We start from the raw sequence: 17,906 nt of genomic DNA on the forward strand, positions 1-17,906 counted from the left end.
GCGCCCGGGTGACTTTGATGCCATGACCACATTGGGGCGGCTGGCCGAGGAGTCCTGGGAGCGGTTCGGGGACTACGAGTCGGTGTTCTACGAGGGCGCCTGGCATCGCAGCCACGCGCTCGCCGAGCGGGCCAGGCGCGTGTGCGGCGGGCTGATAGAGGCGGGCATCGGGCCGGGTGACCGGGTCGTGGTGATGATGGCGAACTCGCCGGAGGTGCCGCTCATCTACCAGGCCGTCTGGTCGGCGGGTGCGGTGGTGACGCCCGTGGTGTTCCTGGTCGGGGCCGAGGAGCTGCGGCACATCCTGACCGACAGCGGGGCGAGCGCGGTCATCACGTCGCCGGAGCTGGTGCCGACCGTCCAGGCCACCGCCGTCGACATCCCGATATATGTGGACACGGGGGAACTGGAGCGGGTCGCCGAGCACGGGCCGGTCGCGCGGGATCCAGGCGACCTGGCCGCGCTGATGTACACCGGCGGCACCACGGGCAAGGCCAAGGGGGTCATGCTGACCCACGGCGGGCTGTGGCACACCGGCAGGAGCGCCTTCCAGATCTCCCACCAGGAGGGGATCAACCGCGGGCTGGTGCCGGTGCCGCTCTCGCACTCCTACGGGCTGATCGTCACGGTCGCCGGGATGCACGCGACCGAGCCGCAGCAGGCCGTCCTCATGCGCTGGTTCGACCCCAAGGCCTTCCTGGCGCTGGCCGCCGAGCAGCGCGTCCAGTTCGGGACCGTGGTGCCCGCGATGCTGCAGATGCTGCTCGCGGAGCCGCTGGAGGCGACCGCGTTGCCGGATCTGGCGTACCTGACCTGCGGCGCGGCGCCGCTCGGGCGGGACGTGCTCGAGGAGTTCGAGCGCCGGGTGCCGGGCGTGCAGATCCTCGAGGGGTACGGCCTGACCGAGACGAGCGCGGTGACCTCGTTCAACCCGCCCGGCCGCCGCCGGGTGGGCAGCGTCGGGCTGCCGATGCCCGGTTACACGGTCACGATCCGCGACGCCGACGGCGCGGCCATGGAGGCCGACGATGTGGGCGAGATCTGCATCCGGGCCGGCTCGCTCATGCTGGGCTACTGGGGCGCGGCGGAGAGCGGCGACACCGCCCTGGTCGACGGCGAGCTGCGCACCGGCGACATCGGCTGCGTGGACGAGGACGGCTACCTCTACATCGTCGACAGGAAGAAGGACCTGATCATCCGCGGCGGGTTCAACGTGTTCCCGCGCGACGTGGAGGACGCGCTCAACCAGCACCCCGACGTGGTGATGTCGGGCGTCGTCGGACGTCCCGAGCAGCGCATCGGCGAGGAGGTGGTGGCCTTCGTCCAGCTGCGCCCCGGCGGCACGGTCACCGCCGATGAGCTGATCGCCTGGGCCCGCGACCGGGTCGGCCGGGTGAAGTACCCCCGCGAGGTGGTCTTCGTCGACTCGATCCCGATCACGAGCGTGCTCAAGCTGGACCGCAAGGCGCTGCGGGCCCTGCTCTAGTCGTTGTCGTCGGGTGCGCCCATCCCGGGGACCTTGGCGCCGTCCTTGACGGCCAGCACCCGGCCGTCCCCGTCGTAGGCGGTCACCGTGCGCAGGTCGCCATGGACGTAGGGCTTGTGGGCGCGGGTTCTGATGATGAAGAAGCCGTTGCCCAGCACCGCCTCGGCGCGCCTGCCGTCCTTCCACACGGCCTCGACCCGCTTGACCTCGGGCTTCACCCGGCCGGCCACGACGTGGAAGAGCGGGTCACCGTCCTTGGGCGGGTTGATCATCGACTGCATCTGGAGGTCGTAGACGTCCACGCTCAACGCCGCGTCGAAGGCCAGGTCGCCCGGCGGTTCGACGCCCCAGTAGGCGAAGAGCGCGTCGGTCGGGTAGCTCACCCCGCGCACGCCCGGCGTGCACAGCACGAACCCCTTCAGGCTGCCCACCAGCCTGGTCACGCCCTCCTTGTCGGCGGCCTCCACCAGCCAGCGGAAGTCCTGGGGCACGCCGTGCTGCGGCAGCACCCGCTCGCCGTCCATGTTGTGCACGGTCCCGCCGTGCGGCATGCAGGCCAGGACCTGGCCGAACCGCTCGGAGTCGTTGGCCGGCAGCGGCCCGAGCGCGGGCGCCCCGCTGTTGGTGGGCGACGGCGTGGGCGTGGGATACATGGGCGACGGGTTGACCGGGATGGGACCCACCAGGGTGGGATCCTTCGTCTCGACCGGCCGCAGCTGGACGACTCCGTAGGCCGTCAGCGCCGCCGCCGTCACCAGCCCCGCCACCCAGCGCGTGCCGCGCCGCCGTACCCGGGATCGCAACGCCCGCCTGGCCAGCGGGGCGGGGTCGGCCGGGGTGGCGCGTGCGGCCATGGTGCGCAGCGCCTCGCTGATCGTGCGTTCGTCGACCGCCATGTCAGGCCTCCAGCTTGACGTGCTCGCCCACGACCTCGCGCAGGTGCTTGATCGCTCGGTGGGTCTGGCTGCGCACCGTGCCGATCGAGCAGCCCATGATGCGGGCCACCTCCGACTCCGGCAGGTCCTCGAAGTAGCGCAGCACCAGGACCGCGCGCTTCCTGGCGGGCAGGCGGCGCAGCGCCTGCTCCAGGGTGATCCGCTCGTCGACGCCCGCGGTGCGGTCGCTCTCGGCGGCCTCCGGCGGCGCCTCCATCACCCGCTCGCGGCCCCACCGAGGGCTGCGCCAGCGGCCGACCTGTTCGTGGTACATCACCCGCCGCACATAGGACTCCGGGTCGCCCCTGATGCCCTTCCAGCGGTCCGCGGTCTTGGCGAGAGCGCTCTGGAGCAGGTCTTCGGCGGCGTGCTGGTCACCGGTCAGCACGTAGGCCAACCTGATCAGGCTGTTGGAGCGCGTGGCGACGAAGTCCGTGAAGACGCGCTGGTCGTCCGGGTGCAAGCGGGGCCTCCCTGCTCGGGGTCTCCCCCTCCTAGACGCCATCAGATCGGTCTATCTATGCCGACGCGTGATAAATGTTGACGGGTTATGAGATACGGCGAGCCGTACGGCAACCAACCACCTCCCAGCTGGGGCCACCCGCCGCCGCGCCCGGAGGCCGACAAGGCCAGGGCCAACGCGATCGTGGCGCTCGTGCTCAACTGTCTGGCGATTCCCTCCTGCTGCAACCTCCTGGCGATCCCCGGGGCGATCATGGCCGGGCTCGCACTGGGCAGGGTCAACAACGACACCGCGGGTGCCCGCCGCATGCTCGTGTGGAGCTGGGTGCTGTTCGGCCTGGGGTTCGCGGTCAGCATCGGCGTGTTCCTCTTCCTCGGTCTCAACGGCTATCTGGACGAGGAATCCAGCTGATTGCCTGTTCGGGGACTGTTCTTGCCGTCACTTGTGTTGGATAGGCGGTAGCCGGAGGAAGGGAAGTTCGTGAACGACGGCCCGCTCATCGTCCAATCGGACAAAACGCTGCTGCTCGAGGTCGACCACGAACGGGCCGACGAGTGCCGTAAGGCGATCGCCCCGTTCGCCGAGCTGGAGCGCGCACCCGAACACGTCCACACCTACCGCGTCACCCCGCTGGCGCTGTGGAACGCGCGCGCCGCGGGCCACGACGCCGAGCAGGTCATCGACGCGCTCATCAGCTTCAGCCGTTACCCGGTCCCGCACGCCCTGCTGGTCGACGTGGCCGAGACCATGTCCCGCTACGGCCGGCTCAGGCTGGAGAAGGACCCGGTCAACGGGCTCACGCTGACCTCCAGCGACCGCGCGGTGCTGGAGGAGGTGCTCCGTTCCAGGAAGATCCAGCCGATGCTGGGCGAGCGCCTGGGCCCCGACAGCGTCATCGTCCACCCCAGCGACCGCGGCAACGTCAAGCAGGCGCTGCTGAAGCTGGGCTGGCCCGCCGAGGACCTGGCCGGTTACGTCGACGGCGAGCACCACCCGATCGAGCTGCGGCAGGAGGGCTGGTCACTGCGCGCCTACCAGCAGGAGGCCGCGGACGCGTTCTGGAACGGCGGCTCGGGCGTGGTCGTGCTGCCCTGCGGCGCCGGCAAGACCATCGTGGGCGCGGCGGCGATGGCGCACGCCCAGGCCACCACGCTCATCCTGGTGACCAACACGGTCTCGGCGCACCAGTGGAAGACCGAGCTGATCAAGCGCACCTCGCTCACCGAGGACGAGATCGGCGAGTACTCGGGCACCAAGAAGGAGATCCGCCCGGTCACCATCGCCACCTACCAGGTGATGACCACCAGGCGGAAGGGCGTCTACAGCCACCTGGAGCTGTTCGACGCGCGCGACTGGGGCCTGGTCGTCTACGACGAGGTCCACCTGCTGCCCGCGCCGATCTTCCGGATGACCGCCGACCTGCAGGCCCGCAGGCGCGTCGGCCTGACCGCGACGCTGGTGCGCGAGGACGGCCGTGAGGGCGACGTGTTCTCCCTGATCGGCCCCAAGCGCTACGACGCGCCGTGGAAGGAGATGGAGAACCAGGGCTGGATCGCGCCCGCCGACTGCGTCGAGGTCCGCGTCACGCTCTCGGACGAGGAGCGCCTGGCCTACGCCATGGCCGAGGCGGACGAGAAGTACCGCTTCTGCGCCACGACGCCGTCCAAGACGTACGTGGCCGAGGCCCTGGTCCGTAAGCACCTGGGCGAGCAGGTGCTGGTCATCGGCCAGTACATCGACCAGCTCGACGAGCTGGGCGAGCACCTGAACGCGCCGGTCATCAAGGGCGAGACCCGGGTCAAGGAGCGCGAGCGGCTCTACCAGGCCTTCCGCGACAAGGAGATCCAGGTCCTGGTGGTGTCCAAGGTCGCCAACTTCTCCATCGACCTGCCCGAGGCCACCGTGGCCATCCAGGTGTCGGGGACGTTCGGGTCGCGCCAGGAGGAGGCGCAGCGGCTCGGGCGGGTGCTGCGGCCCAAGTCCGACGGCGGGGGCGCCCGCTTCTACACGGTCGTCAGCAGGGACACCATCGACCAGGAGTTCGCCTCACACCGGCAGCGCTTCCTGGCCGAGCAGGGATACGCCTACCAGATCATCGACGCGGACGACGTGCTGGAAGTCTGAGGCCTGGTCCGCTGGACCAGGCCCCGGCGTGAACGTTCAGGTCCACGAGACTCCGCGGGCCGTCGACAATCGAACCACCCCCCTCACCTACGTGCTTGGCCGCCGCCTGCGGCATACCCCATGATCCGACAAACGCACCTGGTATGCCCGCATTTTTCGCTTTTGGTTACCTGGCAATCAGCTGGCAATCAGGCCGCCGAGGAACAGCACGCCCTCGGCGATCACCCATGCCACCACCGCGGACCCCATGAGCAGCGAGAACGTCCGCTGATCGCGCCGCGAGGCGGGCAGCAGCCAGGCGGCGGCCGTGCAGCAGGCGGCCAGCACCGCGAACAGCCCCGAGATCGTCGAGACCGAACCCAGCCGTTCCGCGCAGGATGCGGAGCCGTCGCAGAACGCCTGCAGGCCCCACCCGGCGAACACTGACAGCCCCCACAACGCCGCGAGCAGGAAGCTCGCGATGGTGGGGATGATCGGTGAGAACCCTAACCGCACGCGTGCCACGCCCTCCCCCTACCCCCGGTAAATGCTTTGGAAGCCTGCCGGGGCGCGGATTAGACTGTCCGATTCGCTACCTGCCGAGAGGTGCTTTTCGCATGCCCGGACATCAATTGGCTCCCGACATACCCTCCGACGTCCTCGCGGCCGAGCAGGCCCACCTGGCCGAGTCGCGCCAGGCGCTGCAGGCGATGCGGGAGCACGCGCAGTCGCTGTCGGCCGACGCCGCCGGCGACTGGGTCTCGCAGCAGATCCTGCAGTCGCTGCTCGACCAGCGGGTGGCCGCGCTGGCCGACCACCCCGACACCCCGCTGTTCTTCGGCCGCCTCGACCGTGCCGCCGTCGACGACCTGCCGGGCACGATCTACGTCGGCCGCCGCCACGTGCACGACGGCGGCAGCCGCCCGCTCGTCATCGACTGGCGCGCCCCCGTCTCCCGCGCCTTCTACCAGGCCAGCCCCACAGACCCGATGGACGTCGTACGGCGGCGCCGCTTCGGATACCACGGCGGCGCGCTGACCGCGTTCGAGGACGAATCGCTGGCGGACGGCGCCGAGCTGGGACCCGCGAGCGGTGCCTCCAAGATCCTGACCGAGGAGATCGAGCGCCCCCGCACCGGCCCGATGCGCGACATCGTGGCCACCATCCAGCCCGATCAGGACGAGATCGTCCGTGCCGCGCTGGCCCAGACCGTCTGCGTCCAGGGCGCGCCCGGCACCGGGAAGACCGCCGTCGGCCTGCACCGGGCCGCCTACCTGCTGTTCACCCACCGCGAGCGGCTCGCCCGTGCCGGGGTGATGATCGTCGGGCCGAACAAGGCGTTCCTGTCCTACATCTCCTCCGTGCTGCCCGCGCTCGGTGAGGTCAAGGTCGACCAGACCACGGCCATGGAACTGCTCGGCGGCCACGCGGCGCCGGAGGATCCCGAGGTGGCCGCGATCAAGGGGTCGGCGCGGATGGCCGCCGTCCTCGAGCGGGCGCTGTGGCTGCACATCGTCAAGCCCGCCGAGGGCGTGGTGTACACCAAGGGTGTCTACCGCTTCCGGGTGGCCGACCACGAGGTGCGCGAGATCGTGGCCTCCCTGCGCGGCACGACCCGCTACGGTCCCGGGCGGGCGGCGCTGGCGCAGCGGCTGGCCCACCAGGTGCTGGTGCGGATGGAGCAGCGCGGGGAGTCGCCCGACGACCGGGTCCAGGACGCGGTCGCCCGCTCCAAGCCGGTCAAGGAGCTGGTGGACGCCGTCTGGCCCAAGCTCGTGCCCGCGCAGGTCCTCTACCGCTTGCTGTCCGACCCCGACTTCCTCGCCCAGGCGTGCGCCAAGACCGAGATCTCGGCCTCCGAGCAGGAGATGCTCCTGTGGCCACAGCGTTCGTCTGGCGCGTCTTCGACACGACCGTACCGGAGCTGGAAGTCCGCCAAGTGGTCGGCGGCCGACGCGGCGCTGCTCGACGAGCTCGCGGACCTGATCGAGCGCACTCCCTCGATCGGCCACCTGGTCGTGGACGAGGCACAGGACCTGTCCGAGATGCAGCTGCGCGCGCTCGGCCGCCGCTGCCGCACCGGATCGGCCACCGTCCTCGGCGACCTCGCCCAGGGCACCACGCCCTGGTCGACCAGCTCGTGGGAGAGCGTCCTCGAGCACCTCGGCCAGACCACCGGCGAGGTCACGGAGCTCACGCTGGGCTTCCGTGTGCCGCGCGAGGTCCTCGACTTCGCCGCCCGGCTGCTCCCGGCCATCGCCCCCGAGCTCGCCCCGCCACGCTCCCTGCGCCCCGGCGCCGGCTCCCTGACGGTACGGCCCAGCGGCACGATCACCGACACGGTCCGCGAGGTGCTGGCCAGGGAGGGCTCGATCGGCGTCATCGCCCCCGACGACCTGGTCCCCTCGATCTCCTCGGACCTCTCCGGCGTCCCCCACGCCGTCCTGGGTCCCGAGTCGACCGAGGAGCACCGCGTCCTGGTCATCCCGGCGACGCTGGCCAAGGGTCTCGAGTACGACCACGTCATCGTCCTCGAACCCGCTGACATCGTCTCCGCCGAACCCCGCGGCCTGGCCCGCCTCTACGTGGTCCTCACCCGCGCCGTCACCTCCCTGACGGTCCTGCACAGCAAACCTCTCCCCGCACTGCTGGCGGGTTGACCCGGCTTCCACCGAGCGTCAGTCGGTGAGGCATTCCTGGGCGGCGCGGTGGCCGGATTCGACCGCGCCGTCCATGTATCCCGCCCAGCGGGTCGCGGCGCCCACCACGGCGACGTCGGCATCCATGATCCCGGGATACCCGCGCCCGGCGTGGCCACTCCTAGGATGGTGCCGAGGAGCTCTCACCCAAGGAGGATGCCGTGCCTGCACCGCTTCCGCATGATCATCTGCCCTCCGTCCCGTCGCTCACGGTCGAGAGCGACGACATCACCCACGGCGAGCGGCTGAGCGACGCCCACGTCTTCAACGACTGGGGCATGACGGGGCAGAACCAGTCCCCGCACCTGCGCTGGTCCGGGGCGCCCGCCGACACGCGCAGCTACGCCGTCACCTGCTTCGACCCCGACGCGCCCACGGGCAGCGGCTTCTGGCACTGGGTCGTCTTCGACATCCCCGCCACGGTCACGGAGCTCCCCACGGGCGCGGGCACGTCGGCGGACTTCAAGGGCCTGCCCGAGGGCGCCGTCCACGCCCGCAACGACTACGGCTCCAAGGACTACGGCGGCGCGGCCCCGCCGCCCGGTGACCCGCACCGCTACGTCTTCACGGTGCACGCCCTCGGGGTCGACAAGCTCGGCATCGACGACTCGGTCAGCCCCGCGGTGGCGGGCTTCAACATCACCGCCAACACCCTGGCCCGCGGCCACGTCGTCGCCCACTTCGGCATCTGATTCGCGTACGGCAAGCGCCCCGGGCCGCGACGGGGAGGTCTGGTAGTTTCGCGGGTTATGGGCGAGTTCGGGGTTAAGGTCCGATCCGGGACGGTCGAGGATGTCGAGGCCGTGCTCGACTTCTGGCTGTTCGCCGCCGAGGGCACCGACCGGCGTGACTCCGCCGGCAAGGTGCTCGCCCTGATCGAGCGCGACCCAGAAGCCCTGATGATCGCCGAGCTCGGCGACGACATGGTGGGCACGCTGATCGCCGGGTGGGACGGCTGGCGGGCGCATCTGTATCGGCTCGCCGTACATCCTGATCACCGGCGCAAGGGCGTGGCCAGGACGCTGCTGGCCGCGGCCGAGGCGCGCTTCGCCGAGTTCGGGGCGTTCAGGGCCGATGCCATGGTGCTCGACGGCAACACGCTGGCCCACCACGCCTGGTCCGCCGCCGGATATCGGCGCCAGCCCGAATGGGGCCGCTGGGTGAAGCCGCTGTAGCGGCGCGCCATACGCGGGCACGAAAAAAGGGCGCCCGTTACGGACGCCCTTCTTCGTGGACGGACTAGAAGTCCATGTCACCGCCACCGGGCATGCCGGCGGGCGCAGCCGGGTTCTTCTCCGGCTTCTCGGCGATGACGGCCTCGGTGGTGAGGAAGAGCGCCGCGATGGAGGCGGCGTTCTGCAGCGCGGAGCGCGTCACCTTGGCCGGGTCGATGATGCCGGCCTCGAACATGTTGACGTACTCGCCGGTGGCCGCGTTCAGACCCTCACCGGGGGTGAGGTTGCGAACCTTCTCGACCACGACGCCGCCCTCGAGACCGGCGTTGACCGCGATCTGCTTGAGGGGCTCCTCGAGAGCCTTCTTGACGATCGCGGCACCGGTGGCCTCGTCGCCGTTGAGCTCGAGCTTGTCGAAGGAGTTGGCGCCGGCCTGCAGCAGGGCCACGCCACCGCCGGGGACGATGCCCTCCTCGACGGCCGCCTTCGCGTTGCGAACGGCGTCCTCGATGCGGTGCTTGCGCTCCTTGAGCTCGACCTCCGTGGCGGCGCCGGCCTTGATGACGGCCACACCACCGGCGAGCTTGGCCAGGCGCTCCTGGAGCTTCTCGCGGTCGTAGTCGGAGTCGGTGCGCTCGATCTCGGCGCGGATCTCGTTGACCCGGCCGGCGATCGCGTCGGCGTCACCGGCGCCGTCGACGATCGTGGTCTCGTCCTTGGTCACGACGACCTTGCGGGCGCGGCCGAGCAGGTCGAGGGTGGCGTTCTCGAGCTTGAGACCGACCTCCTCGGCGATGACCTGACCGCCGGCCAGGATCGCGATGTCGCCCAGCATGGCCTTGCGGCGGTCACCGAAGCCCGGAGCCTTGACCGCGACGGAGCGGAACAGGCCACGGATCTTGTTGACGACCAGAGTGGCCAGGGCCTCGCCGTCGACGTCCTCGGCGATGATCAGGAGCGGCTTGCCGGACTGCACGACCTTGTCGAGCAGGGGCAGCAGGTCCTTGTTGGCCGAGATCTTCGAGTTGACGATCAGGATGTACGGGTCCTCGAGCACCGCCTCCATACGGTCGGAGTCGGTGACGAAGTACATCGACGTCATGCCCTTGTCGAAGCGCATGCCCTCGGTGAGCTCGAGCTCGAGGCCGAAGGTGTTGCTCTCCTCGACGGTGATGACGCCTTCCTTGCCGACCTTGTCCATCGCCTCGGCGATGAGCGAGCCGATCTCGGGGTCGGCGGCGGAGATGGAGGCGGTGGAGGCGATCTGCTCCTTGGTCTCCACGTCCTTCGCGAGCTTGGACAGCTCCTCGCTGACGCGCTCGACGGCGGCCTCGATGCCCTTCTTCAGGGCCATCGGGTTGGCGCCGGCGGCGACGTTGCGGAGGCCCTCGCGGACCAGCGCCTGGGCGAGCACGGTGGCTGTGGTGGTGCCGTCACCCGCGACGTCGTCCGTCTTCTTGGCGACTTCCTTGACCAGCTCAGCGCCGATCTTCTCCCACGGGTCCTCGAGCTCGATCTCCTTGGCGATGGAGACACCGTCGTTGGTGATCGTGGGAGCGCCCCACTTCTTCTCCAGCACGACGTTGCGGCCCTTGGGACCCAGGGTCACCTTGACGGCGTCGGCGAGCTGGTTCATACCGCGCTCGAGACCGCGCCGGGCGTCCTCGTCAAACGCGATCATCTTGGCTGCCATAAGGCTAGACCTCCCAGATGCAGGGTGGCTTCTCAAGGACCGAGCCGACGCCCGCGACGGCATATGGGTCCGCAACTCCGTTCGGCAGACCCCATCGTCTCGATCCAGTGCTGGCACTCTGCATCAGAGAGTGCCAACGAACTGTTTAGCACTCTACCCCGTCGAGTGCAAGCGACAGCCACTCCTGCCCAGGTCATACGGCACGGCGGGTCCCCCTCAGGACCCGCCGCACCCCAGGTCGAACGGTAAGACGGGTGGCAGGTCGCACGGACTGCGCTGCCGTGCGATCTGCCGGTGCAATGACGTCAGACCGCGCGGACACCCTCCGCCTGCGGCCCCTTCTGTCCCTGCGTGATCTCGAACTCGACACGCTGGCCCTGTTCGAGAGAGCGGTATCCGTCCATCATGATCGCTGAGTAATGGACGAATACATCTTTACCACCGTCAACAGCGATGAAGCCATAGCCCTTGTCCGCGTTGAACCACTTGACGGTGCCCTGCGCCACTTCCGACTCCTCTTACTGGGCTCACAGATCTCGCCCATTCCTCTCGCGAGACCCGCAATCGCCATGACTTATGCGAAATCAAGCCAGACGATCGCCCTCGACCATACCTGTGGCACGGTGTATGGCAACAGAGTCAATCGGAAAACTCCGCATTTCATCCAGGGCTGAGTTGTTCAATCTTGAATTGTCCAGAAATGTGGAAGGCGCCCACAAGGGGCGCCTTCTCGTCCAGCGGGTCAGCCGCCGGCGACCGCCGGGATGATGGAGATCTGTGCTCCCTCCGGGGCTGCGGTGTCGAGCCCCTCGGCGAATCGGACGTCCTCTTCGCCGATGTAAACGTTGACAAAACGACGAATCTTGCCCGATTCATCCAGAATCCGCGGGCCGATCCCCGGATAGTCCGAGTCGAGCTTCGCGAGCACCTCACGCAGAGTTGCACCTTCGCCACTGACTTCTGCGTTACCCCCGGTGTAGGTGCGCAGAATGGTGGGAATCCGCACTGACACGCTCATTTCCAAAACTTCCTTTCAGATCGCGCGGAACGCGTCGAGAGAGGGCCGGATCACGGCCGTCGGCTGGGCATCGTCCGAGACGGCGTCGAGCGTCTTGAGCCCGTCGCCGGTGTTGAGCACCACGGTCTCCGCCTCGGGGTCCAGCGTGCCGTTCTCGACCAGCTTCTTCAGCACGCCGACCGTGACCCCGCCTGCTGTCTCGGCGAAGATCCCCTCGGTGGAGGCCAGCAGCCTGATCGCCTCGACGATCTCGGGGTCTGTGACGTCCTCGACCGCTCCCCCCGTACGGCGGGCGATGTCGAGCACGTAGGGCCCGTCGGCCGGGTTGCCGATGGCCAGCGACTTGGCGATGGTGTCGGGCTTGACCGGCTGGACCACGTCGTGCCCGGCCTTGAACGCGGCCGACACCGGCGAGCAGCCCAGCGCCTGCGCCCCGAAGACCTTGTACGGCGTGTCCTCCACCAGCCCGAGCGCGATCAGCTCCTTGAAGCCCTTGTCGATCTTCGTCAGCTGGGACCCGGAGGCGATCGGGATCACGATCTGCTCCGGCAGCCTCCACCCGAGCTGCTCGGCGATCTCGTAGGCCAGCGTCTTGGAACCCTCGGCGTAGTAGGGCCGCAGGTTGACGTTGACGAAGCCCCACTTGTCGCCGAGCGGGTCGCCGATCAGCTCCGAGCAGAAGCGGTTGACCTCGTCGTAGGTGCCCTCGATGCCGATGAGCTTGCCGCCGAACACCCGGGCCATGGCGATCTTGGCCTGCTCCAGGTTGGCGGGGATGAACACGCACGCGTCGAACCCGGCACGAGCGGCGGCGGCCGTCACGGCGCCGGCCAGGTTGCCGGTGGAGGAGCACGACAGCGTGTGGAAGCCGAAGTTGCGGGCCGCCTCGACGGCGATGGCCACGACCCGGTCCTTGAAGGAGTGGGTGGGGTTGCCGGAGTCGTCCTTGACGTGCAGCGAGCGGATCCCCAGGGCCTTGCCCAGGTTGTCCGCCTTGACGAGCTTGGTCCAGCCCGGGTTCATGTTCCGCTTGGACGCCACGTCGGCGGGGACCGGAAGCAGGGGCTGGTAGCGCCAGATGTTGGTGGGACCCGCCTCGATCTGCGCGCGGGTCACCGTACCGAAGTCGTAGGCCGCTTCGAGCGGCCCGAAACACTCGATACAGGCGAAGTTGGGACCCAGGTCGTAACGGGCGCCGCACTCGCGGCAGGACAGAGCGACGGCAGGACCAAAGTCGAGCGACATGAAGCGAGGCCTTCCCTCATCTTCGCCCGCGGCCACCTTGACCGCAGACCGGAATTGGCACCTGTCCCGGTCGGCCTCGCCCTGTCGCGAGTCTCAAACCGGGAGGGTTGCCGGGGCTTCGCAGGGCCGGTCCCTCCACCCCTCTGGATGAGCAATATTCGGTTGTTGACCAGTACTGTACCCGGGCGCAACGGGGCCCAGAAAAACGTCTCAGCAAATGAGACTCAGCGGTAGTCCTCCCCGAGCACGCCCTGGACGTACTTGCGTGCCTGGTGGATGCGGGACTTGGCGGTGCCGAGCGGGATGCCGAGCTGCTCGGCCACCTCGTTGTAGTCGAGCTGGACGATGTCGCGCAGCACCAGCGCCTGGGCCAGATCCGGCTTGTCGGACTCCAGCGCCTCCATCGCGTCGAGCAGGTCGAGCCGCGACCCGGCGATCACGCTGACCCGGCGCACGTCGGGCTTCTGCATGGGCAGTTCGTCGGAGCTCTGCTCGGCCGCCCTGCGCTTCAGCGTGCGGTAGGTGGTCCGCGCGCAGTTGGCGGTCACGATGTGCAGCCAGGTGCTGAACCTCGCCCGCCCCTCGAACCGCCCGATGTTGCGCGCGACGGCCAGCAACGTGTCCTGGGAGGCCTCCTCCGCATCCTGGTGATACGGCAGGATCCGGCTGCAGTGCCGCAACACATCGGGCTCGATCCGCCGCAGGAGCTCGCCGAGTGCGCGATGATCTCCGGCGGCGGCGGAGCGGGCCAGTTCCTCGGTTAGCTCATCAAGCGCCATAGCTGGGATCCTATGGTCGGAGGGAGCTCAAATGAACAGCGTCCTGGTGGCCTCCAATAGAGGGCCCGTGTCGTTCACCGTGTCCGACGACGGGGTTCTCACCATGAGGCGCGGTGGTGGTGGGCTTGTTTCCGGGCTGTCCGGAGTGGCCAAGGACGGGGGTGTCCTGTGGGTTTGCGCGGCTCTGTCCGACGGCGACAGGAGTGCCGTACGGCAGGCTCCCGGCGGCCGCCTGGATCTCGCCGGCTACGAGACCGGGGCGGTGCGGATGCTGGATATTCCGCCCGCCACGTTCCACCGGGCGTACAACGCCGTGGCGAATTCCACGCTGTGGTTCGTGAATCACCTGCTCTACAACACCCCGAACGCGCCGCTGTTCGGCACCAGGTTCCAGCGGGAGTGGGAGTCCTACCGCGACTACAACGGGGCGTTCGCGATGGCGCTGGCCGAGGAGGCCGGCCATGGGGCGCGGGTGATGGTGCAGGACTACCACCTGACCCTGACCCCGGCGATGCTCCGCGCCGAGCGGCCCGACCTGCGCATCGCGCACTTCAGCCACACCCCGTGGGCGCCGCCCGAGTACTTCTCGCTGCTGCCCGACGAGGTGGCCAGGGAGGTGCTCGAGGGCATCCTGGGCGCCGACCACGCCGGGTTCCTGGCCAAGCGGTGGGCGTCGGCGTTCATGGACTGCTGCGCCGCCCTCCTAGGTGCTGATATTTCCGAAAATAGCGTTACTTATGAGGGGCGCACGACCCAGATCGGCGTGCACGCGCTCGGCGTGGACGGCGACCAGCTGTGGGCCCGCGCCTGCGAGCCCGATGTCGAGTCGCACGTGACCGCGCTGCGCGAGCAGGTGGGTGATCGCCGTCTGATCGTCCGCATCGACAGGACCGAGCTGTCGAAGAACATCGTGCGCGGCCTGGTGGCCTACCGCGAGTTCCTGGCGGCCCACCCCGAGTGGCACGGCCGTGTGGTCCACCTGGCCTTCGCCTACCCCTCGCGCCACGACCTGCCTGAATACCGCGAGTACACCGCCGCGGTGCAGCGCTGCGCCAAGGAGATCGAGGACGAGTACGCCACCGAGGACTGGGACCCGCTGATCCTGAACGTCGACGACGACTATCCGCGCTCGCTGGCCGCCTACCGCCTGGCGGACGTGCTGCTGGTCAACCCGATCCGCGACGGGATGAACCTGGTGGCCAAGGAGGGCCCGGTGCTGTCGGAGCGGTGCGCGCTGGTGCTGTCGCGGGAGGCGGGCGCGGCGGCCGAGCTGGGCGAGCACGCGCTGGTGGTCAACCCCTACGACGTCAGCGAGACGGCCGAGGCCCTGCACGAGGCGCTGGTGATGCCGGAGGAGGAGCGCCGTCGCCGCCGCGCGGCGCTCAGGGCGGCGGCGACGGCGCTGCCGCCGCAGCGGTGGATGGCCGCGCAGCTCGACGCGCTCGGGACGGCCTGATGCCGCAGACGTCCGAGCGCGCCCGGTTATCACGCGATCGGCCCACCTGGCTCATCTACCTGCAGCTCGGCGCCTTCGCCACCTACCTGTACGGCCTGAGCGCCGCCGTGCCGCTGCTGCGCATCGACGAGCGCACCTCGGCCGCCGTGGCCGGCCTGCACGGCACCGCGATGGCCGTCGCCACGATCGCCGCGGGCCTGGCCCTGCCGTTCCTCACGGGCAGGTACGGCAGGCGGACGGTCACCTGGCTGGGCGTGGCGGGCATGAACGCCGGCGTGGTCCTGGTGGTGTTCTCCTCCTCGCTGCCGTTCACGCTGCTGGGTTACGCGGTGGCAGGGGGCTTCGGCTCGCTGATGCTGTACGCGGCGATGGCGGCGCTGAGCGACCACCACGGTCCGGCGGGGGCGGCGGCCATCACCGAGGCCAACGCGGTCGGCGTGGTGATCGGCAGCTCTGTCACGTTCCTGATCAGCGCGATGGCGAACACGGCGCTCGGCTGGCGTGCGGCCTTGCTGGTGACGCCGCTGCTCACGCTCGCGGTGGCCGCGGCACTGGGCCGGGTGTGGACCTCGGCGCCCGCGCCGCCGCCCGAGCGCGTGCTCGACCCGGCGCCGGGACCGGGGTGGCGCTTCCACGTGAGCGGGGCGGTGCTGTGCTGCTGCGTGGCGCTGGAGTTCTCCTTCAACCTGTGGGCCGCCTCGCTGCTGGCGGCGCGGACCGGGCTGAGCGTGGCCACGGCGGCCACCGGGCTGAGCGCGCTGATCGCCGGGATGGCCGCGGGCCGTTTCGCGGGGGCGCAGCTGGCGTTGCGGGTGCCGCACACGCGGTTGTTCACCGGCGCCCTGGCCGTCGCGGGCGCCGGGTGGCTGATCTTCTGGATGGCCACCGAGCCGGTGCTCGGCTATGCGGGGCTGGCGCTGAGCGGGCTGGGCATCTCGTTGCACTTCCCGCTGGCGCTGTCCGCGATGATCGGCAACTCCGGCGGCAGGCCCGACCTGGCGGCGGCCGCCTCGCCGATGTGGGCGGGCGCGGCGATGGCGGTCGGGCCGTTCGTGCTGGGCGCGCTGGCCGACGGTTTCGGCACGCGGACGGCGTTCCTGCTGGTGCCCGTCCTGATCGGCCTGGCCGTCGGCGGGGTGCTCACTGCCAGGAGGCGTTCTTGAGCACCGCGTCCAGGCCAGGGGTGCCGAACTGGTCCACGACCAGGATCCTGCTCTTGGGCAGGAACCATTCGCGCTGGACGTAGTGCAGCTTCACGGTTTCGAGGTGCTCGTAAGGACGGCAGGAGAAGTTCCACGCCCGGTAGGCGGCCTTGTGGCCGGGGCCGACCTGGCGCAGGCCCTCGGCCTTCGGCTTGTCGAAGCTCTGGGCCAGTTTGCGCTTGATCGGGCACGGCTGCACGTCGGTGGCCGGGTAGTAGGGGCGCTTGCCCGTGTAGGGGTTGAACAGCTCCTGGCCCTCCTTGATGGCCTTGGGGCCGAACACCCAGAAGGCCTGGCACTCCTGCCCGTTGTAGCCCGCCTTCGGCTTGGCGCACGTGCCGGTCACCACCTTGAGCCAGTCGCCCTTGCCGGAGACCTTCCAGCCGCTCGGGAGGGTGAGCGTCATGCCGCGGAAGCTCAGCTTGGCGGTGGCGGCGTGGGCGGGAAGCGCGACCAGAGCGGTGGCGGTGGCGGCGATCGCTGCCACGGCCAGTAAGGATCTCCTCATGGGCGCGACCCTAGCCACGCGCACTTTCAGCCGGGTTGCAGGCTGTCGCAAAGCTCGCGCAGCAGCGCCACCACGCCTTCGGGGCCGTCGACGACCAGGTCGGCCCGTTCGGCCAGGGCGGTGACCTCGGCCGATCCGCTGCAGACCTTCACTCCCGGCAGGCCCGAGGCGTCGACGGCGTCGAAGGCGGCCAGGTCGCCCAGATCGTCGCCGGCGAACATGACCGAGCGAGCCGCCCGCTCGGCCAGGAAGAGGCCGAGGGCGTGGCCCTTGTCCATGCCGGGCGGGCGCAGTTCCAGGACCATGCGGCCGGGCTCGACGACCAGGCCGTGTTTCTCGGCCAGCTTGGCCAGGGGTTCGCGCAGGACGGCCAGGTAGCCGTCGGGGTCGGGGCTGCGGCGGGTGTGCGCGGCGACGGCGCGGCCCTTGTCCTCGATCGTGACGCCGCGCAGGCCGAGCGAATCGAGCAGCAGCGGCAGTTCCGCCGCGGCCCTGGGGACCCCGGGTGGTGGCGGAGGCGCGCTGATGCGCCCGTTCTCCCAGCGTTCGAACCCGTAGTGGCCGAGCACGACGAGCCCCGGCACGTCGGCCAGCCCCGGTCCGAGCTCGAGGGCGGTGGCGGCGGGCCGTCCCGTGACGATGGCCACGGCTCCCACGTACCTGCCGAGCTCGGCGAGGACGGCGCCTGCCTGGGGGTGGATCCGCGCCGCGGCGGGATCGGGCACGATCGGCGCCAGGGTGCCGTCGAAGTCGAGCCCGATCACCGCGCCCGCGGGGTCTTTCAGTATTGCCTGGATTCCAGGGATGTTCCTCACGCGGCAGCCGTACCCAGCCGGTCAGGGGCGCATGCCGAGCCGTCTGGCGGCGCGCTCGCGCTGTCGCGAGGCCCGCAGCCGGCGTAGCCGCTTGACCAGCATGGGGTCCTGCTCCAGCGCTTCGGGTCGGTCGATGAGCTCGCCGAGGAGCTGGTAGTAGCGGGTGGCGGAGAACCCGAAGGTCTCCTTGATGGCCTGCTCCTTGGCACCCGCGTAGCGCCACCACTGGCGCTCGAAGGCGAGGAGCTCGAGATCACGGTCGGAGAGAGGGTGGCGGGATGGTTCCTGGGCAGCACTGTCACCGCTGACCGGTGCAGTGTCCATGGTCT

At 69.8% G+C, this 17,906-nt stretch carries 20 protein-coding genes and 1 riboswitch; of the genes, 8 read left to right on the forward strand and 12 right to left on the reverse strand.

Annotation, left to right across the window (positions count from 1 at the left end):
- Window positions 1–22 precede the first annotated feature (22 nt).
- The gene (locus ACIBHX_RS39050; protein WP_397072492.1) at window positions 23–1,486 is read left to right on the forward strand and encodes a class I adenylate-forming enzyme family protein; all 1,464 of its coding nucleotides are present in this window, start codon (window positions 23–25) and stop codon (window positions 1,484–1,486) included.
- On the opposite strand, the gene ACIBHX_RS39055 is transcribed toward ACIBHX_RS39050, so the two are convergent.
- Complete coding sequence (locus tag ACIBHX_RS39055; RefSeq protein ID WP_397072493.1) at window positions 1,483–2,382, reverse strand: hypothetical protein; 900 nt, start codon at window positions 2,380–2,382, stop codon at window positions 1,483–1,485. The two genes, ACIBHX_RS39050 and ACIBHX_RS39055, sit on opposite strands and share 4 nt — an antisense overlap.
- Before the next feature lies 1 nt (window position 2,383).
- Window positions 2,384–2,884: a SigE family RNA polymerase sigma factor gene (locus ACIBHX_RS39060; protein ID WP_397072494.1), complete on the reverse strand. Its 501-nt coding sequence runs from the start codon at window positions 2,882–2,884 to the stop codon at window positions 2,384–2,386.
- 87 nt (window positions 2,885–2,971) lie between these two features.
- Between ACIBHX_RS39060 and ACIBHX_RS39065 the strand changes: the two genes are divergently transcribed.
- The gene (locus ACIBHX_RS39065) at window positions 2,972–3,295 is read left to right on the forward strand and encodes a hypothetical protein (protein WP_397072495.1); all 324 of its coding nucleotides are present in this window, start codon (window positions 2,972–2,974) and stop codon (window positions 3,293–3,295) included.
- 69 nt (window positions 3,296–3,364) lie between these two features.
- Window positions 3,365–5,008, forward strand: coding sequence for a DNA repair helicase XPB (locus ACIBHX_RS39070; protein WP_397072496.1), 1,644 nt, complete (start codon window positions 3,365–3,367; stop codon window positions 5,006–5,008).
- 177 nt (window positions 5,009–5,185) lie between these two features.
- Here the strand turns inward: ACIBHX_RS39070 and ACIBHX_RS39075 are convergent, their stop codons facing one another.
- On the reverse strand, window positions 5,186–5,512 hold the full coding sequence (locus ACIBHX_RS39075) for a hypothetical protein (RefSeq protein ID WP_397072497.1): 327 nt from the start codon (window positions 5,510–5,512) through the stop codon (window positions 5,186–5,188).
- Window positions 5,513–5,604: 92 nt separating this feature from the next.
- Here ACIBHX_RS39075 and ACIBHX_RS39080 point away from each other — a divergent pair, with 92 nt between their 5' ends.
- Complete coding sequence (locus ACIBHX_RS39080; RefSeq protein ID WP_397072498.1) at window positions 5,605–7,647, forward strand: HelD family protein; 2,043 nt, start codon at window positions 5,605–5,607, stop codon at window positions 7,645–7,647.
- Between the two features lie 18 nt (window positions 7,648–7,665).
- On the opposite strand, the gene ACIBHX_RS39085 is transcribed toward ACIBHX_RS39080, so the two are convergent.
- Window positions 7,666–7,773, reverse strand: a complete 108-nt coding sequence (locus tag ACIBHX_RS39085; protein ID WP_397072499.1) for an FAD-dependent oxidoreductase — start codon at window positions 7,771–7,773, stop codon at window positions 7,666–7,668.
- 74 nt (window positions 7,774–7,847) lie between these two features.
- Between ACIBHX_RS39085 and ACIBHX_RS39090 the strand changes: the two genes are divergently transcribed.
- A complete protein-coding gene (locus ACIBHX_RS39090) occupies window positions 7,848–8,378 on the forward strand; it encodes a YbhB/YbcL family Raf kinase inhibitor-like protein (protein ID WP_397072500.1) in 531 nt (176 codons plus the stop codon).
- 57 nt (window positions 8,379–8,435) lie between these two features.
- Window positions 8,436–8,861, forward strand: a complete 426-nt coding sequence (locus ACIBHX_RS39095; RefSeq protein ID WP_397072501.1) for a GNAT family N-acetyltransferase — start codon at window positions 8,436–8,438, stop codon at window positions 8,859–8,861.
- Between the two features lie 64 nt (window positions 8,862–8,925).
- On the opposite strand, the gene groL is transcribed toward ACIBHX_RS39095, so the two are convergent.
- The 5 genes from groL to ACIBHX_RS39120 all read right to left on the reverse strand — a co-directional run bounded on the left by groL (window position 8,926) and on the right by ACIBHX_RS39120 (window position 13,596).
- Window positions 8,926–10,554, reverse strand: a complete 1,629-nt coding sequence (gene groL, locus ACIBHX_RS39100) for a chaperonin GroEL (protein WP_397072502.1) — start codon at window positions 10,552–10,554, stop codon at window positions 8,926–8,928.
- 305 nt (window positions 10,555–10,859) lie between these two features.
- On the reverse strand, window positions 10,860–11,060 hold the full coding sequence (locus tag ACIBHX_RS39105; RefSeq protein WP_397072503.1) for a cold-shock protein: 201 nt from the start codon (window positions 11,058–11,060) through the stop codon (window positions 10,860–10,862).
- 236 nt (window positions 11,061–11,296) lie between these two features.
- A complete protein-coding gene (locus tag ACIBHX_RS39110) occupies window positions 11,297–11,572 on the reverse strand; it encodes a MoaD/ThiS family protein (protein WP_397072504.1) in 276 nt (91 codons plus the stop codon).
- A 15-nt stretch (window positions 11,573–11,587) separates the two neighbouring features.
- Window positions 11,588–12,817, reverse strand: a complete 1,230-nt coding sequence (gene thrC / locus ACIBHX_RS39115; RefSeq protein ID WP_397072505.1) for a threonine synthase — start codon at window positions 12,815–12,817, stop codon at window positions 11,588–11,590.
- A 13-nt stretch (window positions 12,818–12,830) separates the two neighbouring features.
- A riboswitch (SAM riboswitch) is annotated at window positions 12,831–12,971 on the reverse strand.
- Between the two features lie 70 nt (window positions 12,972–13,041).
- Window positions 13,042–13,596, reverse strand: coding sequence for an RNA polymerase sigma factor (locus ACIBHX_RS39120; RefSeq protein ID WP_214326468.1), 555 nt, complete (start codon window positions 13,594–13,596; stop codon window positions 13,042–13,044).
- A gap of 31 nt (window positions 13,597–13,627) precedes the next feature.
- Here ACIBHX_RS39120 and ACIBHX_RS39125 point away from each other — a divergent pair, with 31 nt between their 5' ends.
- Both ACIBHX_RS39125 and ACIBHX_RS39130 read left to right on the forward strand, forming a co-directional pair.
- A complete protein-coding gene (locus ACIBHX_RS39125; protein WP_397072506.1) occupies window positions 13,628–15,052 on the forward strand; it encodes a trehalose-6-phosphate synthase in 1,425 nt (474 codons plus the stop codon).
- Window positions 15,052–16,215 (forward strand): MFS transporter, encoded by a 1,164-nt coding sequence (locus ACIBHX_RS39130; RefSeq protein ID WP_397072507.1) that lies wholly within the window; start codon window positions 15,052–15,054, stop codon window positions 16,213–16,215. Before ACIBHX_RS39125 ends, ACIBHX_RS39130 begins: the two co-directional genes overlap by 1 nt.
- On the opposite strand, the gene ACIBHX_RS39135 is transcribed toward ACIBHX_RS39130, so the two are convergent.
- Genes ACIBHX_RS39135 through ACIBHX_RS39145 form a run of 3 tightly spaced genes read right to left on the reverse strand, consistent with a single transcriptional unit; the run spans window position 16,193 to window position 17,901 of the window.
- A complete protein-coding gene (locus ACIBHX_RS39135) occupies window positions 16,193–16,762 on the reverse strand; it encodes a hypothetical protein (protein WP_397072508.1) in 570 nt (189 codons plus the stop codon). The two genes, ACIBHX_RS39130 and ACIBHX_RS39135, sit on opposite strands and share 23 nt — an antisense overlap.
- A gap of 26 nt (window positions 16,763–16,788) precedes the next feature.
- Window positions 16,789–17,577 carry a trehalose-phosphatase gene (gene otsB, locus ACIBHX_RS39140; RefSeq protein WP_397072509.1) on the reverse strand — a complete coding sequence of 263 codons (789 nt, stop codon included), beginning with the start codon at window positions 17,575–17,577 and terminating at the stop codon, window positions 16,789–16,791.
- Window positions 17,578–17,598: 21 nt separating this feature from the next.
- Entirely contained in the window at window positions 17,599–17,901 is a 303-nt protein-coding gene (locus ACIBHX_RS39145) for a DUF3263 domain-containing protein (RefSeq protein WP_397072510.1), read from the reverse strand.
- Window positions 17,902–17,906 lie beyond the last annotated feature (5 nt).

Source organism: Nonomuraea sp. NPDC050536 (assembly GCF_044457685.1).
Taxonomy (GTDB): Bacteria; Actinomycetota; Actinomycetes; order Streptosporangiales; family Streptosporangiaceae; genus Nonomuraea.

Excerpts from the sequence above, each read along its gene's own strand:
- ACIBHX_RS39050 (WP_397072492.1), top strand. The coding sequence starts at position 23 with ATGACCACATTGGGGCGGCTGGCCGAGGAGTCCTGGGAGCGGTTCGGG.
- ACIBHX_RS39055 (WP_397072493.1), bottom strand. The coding sequence starts at position 2,382 with ATGGCGGTCGACGAACGCACGATCAGCGAGGCGCTGCGCACCATGGCC.
- ACIBHX_RS39065 (WP_397072495.1), top strand. The coding sequence starts at position 2,972 with ATGAGATACGGCGAGCCGTACGGCAACCAACCACCTCCCAGCTGGGGC.
- ACIBHX_RS39080 (WP_397072498.1), top strand. The coding sequence starts at position 5,605 with ATGCCCGGACATCAATTGGCTCCCGACATACCCTCCGACGTCCTCGCG.
- ACIBHX_RS39085 (WP_397072499.1), bottom strand. The coding sequence starts at position 7,773 with ATGGATGCCGACGTCGCCGTGGTGGGCGCCGCGACCCGCTGGGCGGGA.
- ACIBHX_RS39095 (WP_397072501.1), top strand. The coding sequence starts at position 8,436 with ATGGGCGAGTTCGGGGTTAAGGTCCGATCCGGGACGGTCGAGGATGTC.
- groL (WP_397072502.1), bottom strand. The coding sequence starts at position 10,554 with ATGGCAGCCAAGATGATCGCGTTTGACGAGGACGCCCGGCGCGGTCTC.
- ACIBHX_RS39110 (WP_397072504.1), bottom strand. The coding sequence starts at position 11,572 with ATGAGCGTGTCAGTGCGGATTCCCACCATTCTGCGCACCTACACCGGG.
- thrC (WP_397072505.1), bottom strand. The coding sequence starts at position 12,817 with ATGTCGCTCGACTTTGGTCCTGCCGTCGCTCTGTCCTGCCGCGAGTGC.
- ACIBHX_RS39120 (WP_214326468.1), bottom strand. The coding sequence starts at position 13,596 with ATGGCGCTTGATGAGCTAACCGAGGAACTGGCCCGCTCCGCCGCCGCC.
- ACIBHX_RS39125 (WP_397072506.1), top strand. The coding sequence starts at position 13,628 with ATGAACAGCGTCCTGGTGGCCTCCAATAGAGGGCCCGTGTCGTTCACC.
- ACIBHX_RS39130 (WP_397072507.1), top strand. The coding sequence starts at position 15,052 with ATGCCGCAGACGTCCGAGCGCGCCCGGTTATCACGCGATCGGCCCACC.
- ACIBHX_RS39135 (WP_397072508.1), bottom strand. The coding sequence starts at position 16,762 with ATGAGGAGATCCTTACTGGCCGTGGCAGCGATCGCCGCCACCGCCACC.
- ACIBHX_RS39145 (WP_397072510.1), bottom strand. The coding sequence starts at position 17,901 with ATGGACACTGCACCGGTCAGCGGTGACAGTGCTGCCCAGGAACCATCC.